The following is an 11,463-nucleotide window of genomic DNA, read 5'->3' on the forward strand; positions in this document are numbered from 1 at the left end:
TGACGTTTCTAAATTAACTAAACCATAAAATTCAACTATTCTATTTTTTCTAAATTATTCAAACTTGTTTTTAAGTTTGTCTTTTTTTATACGTTTTGATTGATTTTTGTTTCACACTTATCACCTCACTATTATTCTACAAAAAAACTGCACATATGTGCAGTTATAATTTCAAGAATTTACGTACTGAGAAGAATGAACCTAATAGACCAACTGCAGCACCAAGTAGTGCAAGCAGAGCACCTAATTGCCATACTAATGGATATGGTGACATAAATGTAATCAAGTTAGATGACATCATTGATGTCATTGTCACATAAGCAAATTTATAACCATATACTAATATCAACAATGGCACAATAGAACCAATAAGTCCAATAAAGATACCTTCTAACATAAATGGAATACGGATATACCAGTTAGAAGCACCGACCATTCTCATGATTGAGATTTCTGTTGATCGAGATGTAATAGTGATTTTTATAGTATTCGCAATCATAAATAATGCGACTACAATTAATGCCACTACAAAGATGGCACCACCATTACGTACAGATTCAAGGATATCCACTAATTTATTTGTAGAAGAGCCACCATAAGTCACTTCTTTTACACAAGGAATATCCCCAATCTTCTTCGCAATCTTATCAAGATTCTTCGCATTCTTGACTTCTACAATATATGCATCACCAAGAGGATTATCAGTACGATAGTTTTCAAATAACTGTTTTGAATTCTTATCCTGAGATGCAATTAATTTATCTAATTCTTTATCTTTACTTGAATAATTAACTTTCTTAATACCAGTTAATTTATTGATTTCATCTCCTACTGCTTTACTTTGTTCATCAGTAGCTGCTCTATCAACCTTAACATAGATATTTAAACTGTTTTCAATATTCACAGTCATATGGTTCACATTGATTGCGATAACTGAAACAACACCAATCAATATTAACGTAATAGTTACTGCAAAGATAGATGAAATAGACATTACACCGTTTCTCCAGATATTCTGGAAAGCAGTTTTACAATGCTTAGGCATTGCCTTTAATTCTTCTACGAATTCCATGACTGATAACCTCCTAAACTTGTATCTGTTGTGACACAACCATCTTCAATAAGAATAGTTCTCTTCTTATTTCTCTGAACGATTTCACGGTCATGTGTGACAACAAGTACAGTTGTCTGACGGACATCATTGATTCTTTCTAGAAGTTCAATGATTCCCTGAGATGTTTCAGGATCTAGGTTACCTGTTGGTTCATCCGCAATTAATACTTTAGGCTGATTAACAATAGCACGAGCAATCGCTACACGCTGCTGCTGCCCACCTGATAATTCATGTGGGAACGAATTCGCTTTGTCTTCTAGACCTACAAGTTCTAGCACATTACGAACTTTTTTTCTGATTTCAGTTTTTGGTGTATTAGTTACTTCTAGCGCAAAAGCGACATTTTCAAAGACTGTCTTTTTTGGTAGAAGACGATAGTTCTGGAATACAACTCCAATCCTGCGTCTAAAATATGGGACTTTAGAGTTCTTAATACGAGATACATCGGTTCCATCAACAATAACTTTACCTCTTGTTGCTTTTTCTTCACGATAGAGAAGCTTGATAAATGTAGATTTACCAGCACCAGTTGGACCAATGACATAAACAAATTCGCCAGCATCGATTGTAAGTGACATATCATTTACAGCACGTACGCCAGTTTTATAAACTTTTGTTACGTTTTCAAGTTTAATCATTTCTTGCATAGCACCACACTCCTTGTTTCCCCATTATAGCACATACTCATAATAAGTAATGATTTATTTTAAATTTCTTTTGAAGACCATTTATCAAGATTAACGTTAGGTAATGTAAAGCCTCTTCCGTTTACACTATGAACTTCACTTGTGATTTCAAAGGCTTCTGGATCAATATTTTGAACAATCTCATGAAATGCAGCATATTCACGTCTATTTAAGACTACCATAACAGCCTTAGAATCATTCTTCATAAATCCAGTTGTGATATTTAAGAATGTACAACCACGATCTACATCTTTCATTAAACGTTCAGCAATTTCTTCATAATGTTCTGATACAACAATAACCTGGATGTTGTTTTGTCCAAGTAACATCATCTTATCAATAATATATGTAGACATCACAACAGTAATAATACCATAGAGAATTTCTTCAACATTTGAAAATGGGATCTGAATAAGTAGAATCAAAATATCAAATATATTAATTAATAATCCTAGAGAAAGACCTGTATACTTATTCACAAGTAATGGTGGAATATCCATACCACCTGTACTATAACCAAGTCTTAATACAAGTCCTAGACCTACCCCAATAAGAAATCCTGCATAAACAGCTGCAAGTAATGTATCCTTAGTTAAATGTGTCAAATAGTAACTCTTTTCAAATAATGCAAGGAAGAATGGGAATGCGAATGTAGAAACGAGTGTTCCTACTGCAAACTTCTTTCCTAATACAATATAGCCAACAACAAATGCGATTATGTTAATGACGAGTACAAGTGTTGATAAATGAACATAGAACACATAATGCTGGAATGAAAGAGCAAGACCTGATGCACCACCAAGAATAATCTTAGCTGGTACCGCAAAACCTGCAGTACCTAAAGCCATAATGGCATTACCTAGCATAACTAAAATAAAATCAATCACTAATTTCTTTGCAGAATGTATTTTACTCATTATTTTTCTCCTTAACTTGAGATCTTAAATAAGCATAAATAAGATCATCAAGATCACCATCTAATATTTTCTTTGGATCATTTGATTCATAACCAGAACGGTTATCTTTGACCATAGAATAAGGATGAAGAACATAAGAACGGATTTGAGATCCCCATTCAATATTCTTCTTTTCACCTTGAATTTCAGATAGTTTTTCAGCATGAGCTTCCTGCATCAATAAATACAATTTACTCTTTAACATCAACATGGCCTGTTCTCTGTTCTGTAACTGAGAACGCTGTGACTGACAAGAAACAACTGTATTCGTAGGAATATGCGTAATACGAACTGCTGAATCAGTTTTATTAATATGCTGTCCTCCAGCACCGGATGCACGATATGTATCAATACGTAAATCTTTAGGATCAATCGTAATCTCAATATCATCATCTAATTCAGGTGAAACTTCTACAGACGCAAATGATGTATGTCTTCTTTTTGATGAATCAAACGGTGAAATACGTACAAGTCGATGAACACCCTTCTCTGCTCTTAAATGACCATACGCATTATAACCAGTAAAACGGATAGAACATGATTTTAATCCTGCTTCATCACCTGCAAGATAATCATCAACATCAACCTTCCATCCTTTCTTTTCGCCATAACGTATATACATACGCATAAGCATCTCAGCCCAGTCCTGAGATTCAGTTCCTCCAGCTCCTGGATGAATTTCTACAATCGCATTAGAATGGTCATATTCCTGATCAAATAATAATGTCTTTTCAAATTCATCGAGATTCTTTTGGAATTTAATATAATCTTCTTCTAAAGAAGCCATGAAGTCAGGATCTTCTGTATCCTTGACATATTCATATACTTCAACAAGTTCTTTATAGCTTGCTTCTAAAGAATCATCTGTATCAGCCACTTTCTTCATTTCATTCAGATGAGCATATACTTTAGTCGCATGTGCCTGGTCATCCCAGAAATGTTCGTCCATTGTCTGTACAGTTAGTCCTTCTATTTCTCTTTTTAGTACTTCAATATTTGCAGAAACATATAATTGGTCTAATAATAAACGGGCATCTTCCAGCCCGTTTTTGATTTCATATAATTCCATTATTTAAATTCAAGTTCAACCTTGATTTCTGGAATGTTCATTTCTGCTTCTGTACCAGGACGGATACCCATATGGACAATATTACGAGCAATTTCCTGAGAAATAGATTTTGTCATCTCTTCGAACATATAGAAACCTTCTTCTGTATATTCCTGAAGAGGATCACGCTGTGCATAAGCTCTTAAGTAGATACCATTTCTAAGTTTCTGCATTGCATCAATATGGTTGATCCATGTATGGTCAATGATACCTAAAAGAACACGACGTTCATAATCAAGTTTTACTGAATCTTCTAGATCCTTATTGAATCTGTTTTCATAGCTCATGAATACGACTTCACTGACTGCATCGATAACCTTCTGAGGATCATTCACTGCTTTGCCTGGATTCTTGGCTACTAATTCACTTAATAACATGTAGTTCTTACCAACATAGTTTAAGAATTTTTCAATATCTACAACTGGCTTCTTACCTTCATTATTAGTGAACTTAGGCATATCTAGTTCGATAGCTGTTAAGAATTCACCCTTGATGATTTCTGATAAGTCTTTAGAACGCATGATATCATCTCTTTCTTTATACATGATTTCACGCTGCTGACGCATAATATCATCATATTCTAGTAACTGCTTACGCATATCGAAGTTCTGACCTTCTACACGTTTCTGAGCAGTTTCAATAGATTTAGTCACCATCTTAGATTCAATGGCTTCATCATCCATAAATGAATCAGTGAGAGCTTTAATCTTTTCACTTGCGAATCTCTGCATTAATTCATCTTCAAATGATACAAAGAACTGTGAACATCCTGGGTCCCCCTGACGACCAGAACGTCCTCTTAACTGGTTATCGATACGTCTAGATTCATGACGTTCAGAACCAATAACCATTAAACCACCAATTTCAGCAACACCTTCACCAAGCTTAATATCAGTACCACGACCAGCCATGTTAGTAGCGATAGTAACGGCACCCTTCACACCAGCCTTAGCGATAATAGCAGCTTCTTTAGCATGGTTCTTAGCGTTTAATGTATTATGCTTAATACCTTTTGCGCTTAACATCTTAGATAAGATTTCAGATGTTTCTACAGCCACTGTACCAAGAAGGATTGGCTGACCATAAGCATGGCGCATTTCTACTTCTCTAATAATAGCTGCATATTTAGCTTTCTTGCTTGAGAATACTAAATCTGGTTTATCATCACGAATAACAGGCTTGTTTGTAGGAATAACTACAACACGCATGTTATAGATCTGACGGAATTCTTCTTCTTCAGTCTTTGCAGTACCTGTCATACCAGCTAGCTTATCAAATAATCTGAAGAAGTTCTGATAAGTAATTGTGGCAAGTGTAACAGTTTCTTCTTTGATTGGTACACCTTCTTTTGCTTCAATAGCCTGATGTAAACCATCAGAATAAGCACGACCTGGCATAACACGTCCAGTAAACTGGTCAATGATCATAATAGAAGCATTTCTAATATCATGGCTGCCATCTTCAGTCGCAATCATATATTCAATGTCCTTAGTCATTGTATAGTTTGCTTTAAGTGCCTGATTGATATAGTGTACTAAAGCAGTATTTTGTGGATCATATAGGTTTTCTACATTAAATGCCTTTTCTGCTTTCGCAATACCATCAGGTGTTAATGTACATGTCTTACTTTCAACATCAACCTGATAATCTTTTTCATTCTTTAAGCTCTTCGCAAAGTGGTCAGCAGATATATACATAGAAGCAGTCTTCTTTTTACCACCACTAATAATTAATGGAGTACGTGATTCATCGATTAAGATAGAGTCTACTTCATCGACTAATGCATAATGTAATGGACGAAGTACTTTATCTTCATAGTTAGTTACCATGTTATCACGTAAGTAATCGAATCCTAATTCAGCATTTGTAGTATATGTAATATCACATGCATGCTGTTTTCTCTTATCATCTGCATCTAGTTCTCTTTCATTTAAACCAACAGTTAAACCTAAGAACTTATAAACCTGTCCATTTAATTCACAGTCACGACGTGCTAAATATTCGTTAACTGTAACAACATGAACACCCTTACCATCTAAGGCATTCAAATAAACTGGGAAGATAGATGTTAGAGTTTTACCTTCACCTGTTTTCATTTCTGCAATATCACCATTATGAAGTGAAATAGCACCCATTAACTGTACTTTGAAGGCTTTGAGTCCTAGTACTCTATAAGCTGCTTCACGTACAACCGCAAATGCTTCTGGTAAAATATCATCTAATGTCTCACCCTTTGCTAGACGATCCTTAAAGAATTGAGTCTGAGCACATAATTCTTCATCACTCATCGCCTGAGCCTGAGGTTCTATCGCAATAATTTCATCTGCCTGTTTTTCTAATTTACGTAGAATTGAACTGTCCTGTGAGAAAATACTCTTAATACGGCCAGTAATTCCTTTTTTCTCTTTCTGAGGTGTTGTAGAGAATGGTAATGGTTTTGCATCTGTCTTGATATCGTCAAATGATTCTACAATGATATCATCACCACGATGATCACCTAAATCAACGATTTCAGCCTCTTGATTGAGTTCCTGATGCTCCATTCCTTCCTTTTTTAATTTTTTCTTAACTTGTTTTCTAATTTCTTGTTTTTTACTAGGCATGATGTGTCTCCTTTCAATACAAAATCGTATACATTATATCATACATACCGCAAAAAACAAAAGATTTTATATACTCCTTGCTTGTTTAATTATTCCCAAGTTTACAAGGTATTTTTCTTTCATAGAGAGGATCAATATTTCGATTTTCTGAGGTTTTTCTTTTTTAATTAATTCTAGACAGGTCTTGATTGTTTCTCCAGAAGTCATCACATCATCTAAGAGTAATATTTTCCTATTTTTAAGGAATGCACCACCTCTTAAACCAATAACATCACGTATCCCTGCTCTTTGTGTATAAGACTGATCACTTTGTTTATAATCTACTTTCTTATAAAGTCCATTGAAAACATGAGAGTGAATTGTCATTGCGATGGCTTGGTTAGGGGCAAAACCACGCACAACATTGGCCTTTGACGCACTTGGCGCAACAACAATCAAATAATCCTTATAGCGTCTTTGTAGTTCTCTTTTGTACATATCTAAGAAAGCATCCTTTAAGGCATAATCATATTGTCCCTTATAACGAAAAAGCAGGGTACGGAAGAAATCATTGTAAGCATATAATATGCGTAGCGGATAACCTTGAAAGTTTGTCTTAATATCAATTCTCTTAAATAAAGATAAACAGGAGGAACAGATACAGTGATGCGTAAATAATTGATGAAAAGAAGATGTTTTAGATATAGAGGATAAACAGATCAAACAGACATCCTGTTGAGCTTCTGAATGGTTTTGATACATTCCTTCATCGCCTTTGAATAATGGTTATCTATTAATAATATTCTTCCATCCTCATATCCTATTTTTCTTCCTACTCTTCCCGCAATCTGTATCAATGTTCTTTCATCAAATATACGATCTCCTGCTTCTAATACAATCACCTGTACATCTTCTATTGTGATTCCTCTTTCTAATATCGTTGTGGTGATTAAGACATCTAATAATCCTTCTTTAAAATCCTTTGTATATTCATTTAAATAAAGAGACTCAGAACTTACACCCTGTACTTTATATGTATCCTTTAATAAGTCTGCATAGTATTGTGCGTCACTTTTCCTAGGTACATATACTAATACTTTCTGGTGTGTTTCTAATAGTTTCTTAATCCAGTATTTCAAGGATATGAGCCACAAAAATTGAGGAATGATATAAATATGAGGAACAGGCAGATCATGACCATGGTAGCGTCGATTCATGATCATGACACATTCATCATGAATATCTTCCTCAAGTAATGTAGCGGATAATTTAATATACCTTTTAGAGGCATGATAAAAGATTGAGTTCAATACATCATCTCCATAAAAAGGAAAGGCATCTGCTTCATCCATAATAATTAAATCAAAAGGAGAAGATACAAATCGATAGAGCTGATGAGTTGTACAAATGATTAAGGGGGCATCACTATTCTCTTGATAGCCTCCATATAGAAGACCAATGGTTAAGTGAGGAAAATCCTTCTGAATTCTTTCATGTAATTCTATACACAATTGTCTTCTAGGGATTGTGAAGCATACTCGTCCACCATTTTCAATCACATGCTTGATGATTGCATAAGAAATTTCTGTTTTACCAGAGCCACATACGGCAAGGACAATAGAATTCGTGGCATTCTCATAATTCGTGATAAGTTGATCAGAGATGAACTGCTGGCGGGATGATAATCTAAAAGAAAGATGATAGGACGCATCAGTCATTATTAAAGGAATCTTATGTATTGGATAAACTTCATCTAAATAAATACGTCCAAATGTTATGCACTTTCTACAATAAGGTCTCTTATTGATATAGCTAATGTAGTTTTCATCCTCATTGCCACATACAGGACACTTCACAATCACCACCTCCTTTGGCCCTCTACTAACCTATACATCTAGAAGATGGTTTTTTTCTCAAAAAAAGTTAAATTTTTTTCAAAAAAACTATGAGCATCACTCATAGTCACATATATTGACTTCAAATTTGTTGTAAACTATAATAGAAACGAAAGATGGAACAACCAGTAAGCGGTTGTCCTTGGATTTATTTTTGGTAAGTAACTACCTCAAACTTTTCCTAGGAGCGAGGTAGTTACTTTTTTTCGTTCTTATCAATAATGATAAGAAGTACTCTAACAACAATTGTCAATAAAGATATGATCAGTGTCAAACACGTTAACATAATCATGATTATTTCATACGTTGTCATCAGGCATCACCTCCGTTTTCAACTTAAGAGAAGAATCACGAAGGGTTGCGTACCTTCGTCATAACGACCAAGGATAACCACCTACCGTATACGGTTGTTCCATGCACAAATTATATCATAGGATTCTATCTACCAAGATAAGTAATCAATTATCACAATTTCATAATAAATCTTAATTTATTGGTAGAAATACAACACACAAATAACCTCTAGTCTATTCGCCCAGAGGTTGTTTTCATGCTTAAGTTTTGTGAATGAAGATGTTAGTCTTCTACCTTTAAATCATGTTCTCTAATAAGTCTACGGGCAATCATCTTATTCACATGAGTCCTCTTAATAGTGATAGTGCGTTCACCATTAGAGTAAATACAATGGTCCCCTTTTGCATGTCTAAGGAAGCGATAACCATTGTTTTCTAGTATTCTTTTGAACTCTATGATTGAGTAAGTTCTTGCTTTCATGGTCTTTCCTCCTTGTCTATCTCCATTCTACCACAGTTATAATATTTAATGATTATTTTTCATATAACGACATAATTAATCATAATTTAATACAAATACTAAATTTTAATTATTTTTTAATATTTTTATAATAATTTATTATTGCATTGACTAAATATTTGTACTATACTTAGACCCAACAAAGGCGAAGACGAGGAGAGTAATCTATGACAGAGACTCTAGCGAGTAAGTGATTGGTGGAAGACTTACAGTTAAGTGATAGATGAAGAACACCTCTGAGCTGTCTACCCAAAGCATAATGCAAGTAGGCTAGAACGTTCTTTCAGCGACGTTACCGCTGGCGGGTATCGCATGCTCTTTGAAGTATGTCTGTACTTAGTTATAGACTCAACGACTTAGTAAGATACTCGCACCACAAAGCGAGTTTTTTTTGACTCAAGTATAGGAGGAAAATGTAAATGTGTGGTTTTCTAACAATGGGTTCTACAGAAGTAGAGATTGATGTATTTGATGAAGTTTTAGGAAAGATTGAAGGTAGAGGTCCTGATATGATTGAGACTTCTAGATTATTTGATAAGACTTTTGGTTTCAATAGATTAGCTATTATGGATTTAAGTGAAAATGGTATGCAGCCATTTTCTGATGATCATACTATTGTGGTATGTAATGGAGAAATCTATAACTACCCAGAATTAAAGAAGAATATTATGGATGAATATACTTTCAAGTCTTCTAGTGACTGTGAAGTATTAATTCCTTTATATAGAAAATATGGTTTAGATACACTTGTAAGATATTTAGATGGTGAATATGCATTCTGTTTATATGATGCAGATACTGATAAGATGATGGCTGCCAGAGATCCAATTGGTATTCGTCCAATGTTTTATGGATATACTGAAAAAGGCACTATCGCATTTGGTTCTGAAGCCAAAGCTTTAATGCCTGTCTGTAAAGAAATTATGCCTTTCCCACCAGGACATTATTATGATGGTGAAAAGTTTGTATGCTTCAATGATGTGGCTGATGTGAAATTAATGCATAATGATGATGTAGAAACAATTGCCTTGAACCTACGTGTTAAATTAATTGAAGCCGTTAAGAAGAGATTACAGAGTGATGCCCCTGTTGGTTATTTATTATCTGGTGGTTTAGATTCATCATTAGTATGTGCGATTGGTCAGCGTATTACTGATACACCTATTAAGACATTTGCGATTGGTATGGAAACAGATCCTATTGATTTAAAGTATGCGAAAGAAGTCGCTGAATTCTTAGGTACTGATCATACAGAAGTTATTATGACTAAAGAAGATGTATTAGGTTCTTTAAGAGAAGTCATTCGTACATTAGAAACTTGGGATATTACGACTATTCGTGCAAGTATTGGTATGTATCTTCTATGTAAATATATTCATGAACATACTGATTTAAAGGTTATTCTAACAGGTGAAGTCAGTGATGAATTATTTGGTTATAAATATACAGACTTTGCACCTAGTCCAGAAGAATTCCAGAAAGAATCTCAAAAACGTATGCGTGAATTATATATGTATGATGTATTAAGAGCAGATAGATGTATTAGTGCAAATGCCTTAGAAGGACGTGTTCCTTTCGCAGATCTTGATTTTGTAGATTATACTATGCGTATTGATCCTAAGAAGAAAATGAACACTTACAACAAAGGTAAATATCTATTAAGACATGCTTTTGAAGGTTTAAACTATCTTCCTCAAGATATCTTATTTAGAGAAAAAGCTGCATTCTCTGATGCAGTAGGACATTCTATGGTAGATTACTTAAAAGAATATGCTGATTCATTATACACAGATGAAGATGTAGTAAACGCCAAAGAGAAGTATCCTTACTGTACACCATTTACTAAAGAATCATTATTATATCGTGATATCTTTGAATCTTATTACCCAGGAAAAGCTAAATGGATCAAAGACTTCTGGATGCCTAATAAAACATGGGAAAACTGTGATGTAAATGACCCAAGTGCTAGAGTACTTAAAAACTATGGAGATTCTGGAAAATAATATTATAATAAGAGTGAGGTGATGATTATGTTAGGTACATTATTATCTATGGTGTTCTTTCTTGCATTTCTTCCATTTATTGTTATGTTTTATATATTTAAATGGAGTTTAAAGGTCATTATCTATCTTATTCTTATTTTCCTTGCATTAGGATTCTTGGGAATCATTATATAGAGGCTATGAGTTATGAACCGCCCCTGTCAAGTAGACAGGTGAAATAATTAAAAACATGTACCCTTGCCTGCCACGTAGTGGCAGGCAATTTTTTTATGCATAATGTGTCGCCTTATATTTCTGTATCGCCTT

At 34.2% G+C, this 11,463-nt stretch carries 11 protein-coding genes; 2 read left to right on the top strand and 9 right to left on the bottom strand.

The genetic code is table 11. From position 1 onward, the window contains the following. Positions 1-163 precede the first annotated feature (163 nt). From ftsX to H8909_RS11465, 9 genes are all read right to left on the bottom strand, one after another. Positions 164-1,072 carry a permease-like cell division protein FtsX gene (gene ftsX / locus H8909_RS11430; RefSeq protein WP_187012923.1) on the bottom strand — a complete coding sequence of 303 codons (909 nt, stop codon included), beginning with the start codon at positions 1,070-1,072 and terminating at the stop codon, positions 164-166. Then, a complete protein-coding gene (gene ftsE / locus H8909_RS11435) occupies positions 1,060-1,752 on the bottom strand; it encodes a cell division ATP-binding protein FtsE (RefSeq protein ID WP_117459606.1) in 693 nt (230 codons plus the stop codon). Before ftsE ends, ftsX begins: the two co-directional genes overlap by 13 nt. Positions 1,753-1,820: 68 nt before the next feature. Further along, positions 1,821-2,717, bottom strand: a complete 897-nt coding sequence (locus tag H8909_RS11440; RefSeq protein WP_187012924.1) for a YitT family protein — start codon at positions 2,715-2,717, stop codon at positions 1,821-1,823. Continuing rightward, on the bottom strand, positions 2,710-3,825 hold the full coding sequence (prfB, locus tag H8909_RS11445) for a peptide chain release factor 2 (RefSeq protein WP_117459601.1): 1,116 nt from the start codon (positions 3,823-3,825) through the stop codon (positions 2,710-2,712). Before prfB ends, H8909_RS11440 begins: the two co-directional genes overlap by 8 nt. After that, complete coding sequence (gene secA, locus H8909_RS11450; protein ID WP_187012925.1) at positions 3,825-6,467, bottom strand: preprotein translocase subunit SecA; 2,643 nt, start codon at positions 6,465-6,467, stop codon at positions 3,825-3,827. Before secA ends, prfB begins: the two co-directional genes overlap by 1 nt. Before the next feature lie 66 nt (positions 6,468-6,533). Next, complete coding sequence (locus H8909_RS11455) at positions 6,534-7,169, bottom strand: ComF family protein (RefSeq protein WP_230310086.1); 636 nt, start codon at positions 7,167-7,169, stop codon at positions 6,534-6,536. Beyond that, on the bottom strand, positions 7,166-8,302 hold the full coding sequence (locus H8909_RS11460; protein ID WP_226793477.1) for a DEAD/DEAH box helicase: 1,137 nt from the start codon (positions 8,300-8,302) through the stop codon (positions 7,166-7,168). The genes H8909_RS11455 and H8909_RS11460 overlap by 4 nt, the downstream gene beginning before the upstream one ends. A gap of 235 nt (positions 8,303-8,537) precedes the next feature. Next, complete coding sequence (locus H8909_RS13795) at positions 8,538-8,654, bottom strand: putative holin-like toxin (protein WP_369409831.1); 117 nt, start codon at positions 8,652-8,654, stop codon at positions 8,538-8,540. Between the two features lie 263 nt (positions 8,655-8,917). Next, the gene (locus tag H8909_RS11465; protein WP_187012927.1) at positions 8,918-9,115 is read right to left on the bottom strand and encodes a type II toxin-antitoxin system HicA family toxin; all 198 of its coding nucleotides are present in this window, start codon (positions 9,113-9,115) and stop codon (positions 8,918-8,920) included. A 458-nt stretch (positions 9,116-9,573) separates the two neighbouring features. On the opposite strand from H8909_RS11465, the gene asnB reads away from it, so the two are divergent. Together asnB and H8909_RS11475 are read left to right on the top strand one after the other, a co-directional pair. Beyond that, positions 9,574-11,157 carry an asparagine synthase B gene (gene asnB, locus H8909_RS11470; RefSeq protein WP_187012928.1) on the top strand — a complete coding sequence of 528 codons (1,584 nt, stop codon included), beginning with the start codon at positions 9,574-9,576 and terminating at the stop codon, positions 11,155-11,157. Between the two features lie 27 nt (positions 11,158-11,184). Beyond that, on the top strand, positions 11,185-11,331 hold the full coding sequence (locus H8909_RS11475) for a hypothetical protein (RefSeq protein ID WP_158546353.1): 147 nt from the start codon (positions 11,185-11,187) through the stop codon (positions 11,329-11,331). Positions 11,332-11,463 lie beyond the last annotated feature (132 nt).

The organism is Catenibacterium faecis (genome assembly GCF_014306455.1).
Taxonomy (GTDB): domain Bacteria; phylum Bacillota_I; class Bacilli_A; order Erysipelotrichales; family Coprobacillaceae; genus Catenibacterium; species Catenibacterium mitsuoka_A.

Bases quoted from the DNA above. Each gene is read 5' to 3' on its own strand.
- ftsX (WP_187012923.1), bottom strand. From the start codon at position 1,072: ATGGAATTCGTAGAAGAATTAAAGGCAATGCCTAAGCATTGTAAAACT.
- ftsE (WP_117459606.1), bottom strand. From the start codon at position 1,752: ATGATTAAACTTGAAAACGTAACAAAAGTTTATAAAACTGGCGTACGT.
- H8909_RS11440 (WP_187012924.1), bottom strand. From the start codon at position 2,717: ATGAGTAAAATACATTCTGCAAAGAAATTAGTGATTGATTTTATTTTA.
- prfB (WP_117459601.1), bottom strand. From the start codon at position 3,825: ATGGAATTATATGAAATCAAAAACGGGCTGGAAGATGCCCGTTTATTA.
- secA (WP_187012925.1), bottom strand. From the start codon at position 6,467: ATGCCTAGTAAAAAACAAGAAATTAGAAAACAAGTTAAGAAAAAATTA.
- H8909_RS13795 (WP_369409831.1), bottom strand. From the start codon at position 8,654: ATGACAACGTATGAAATAATCATGATTATGTTAACGTGTTTGACACTG.
- H8909_RS11465 (WP_187012927.1), bottom strand. From the start codon at position 9,115: ATGAAAGCAAGAACTTACTCAATCATAGAGTTCAAAAGAATACTAGAA.
- asnB (WP_187012928.1), top strand. From the start codon at position 9,574: ATGTGTGGTTTTCTAACAATGGGTTCTACAGAAGTAGAGATTGATGTA.
- H8909_RS11475 (WP_158546353.1), top strand. From the start codon at position 11,185: ATGTTAGGTACATTATTATCTATGGTGTTCTTTCTTGCATTTCTTCCA.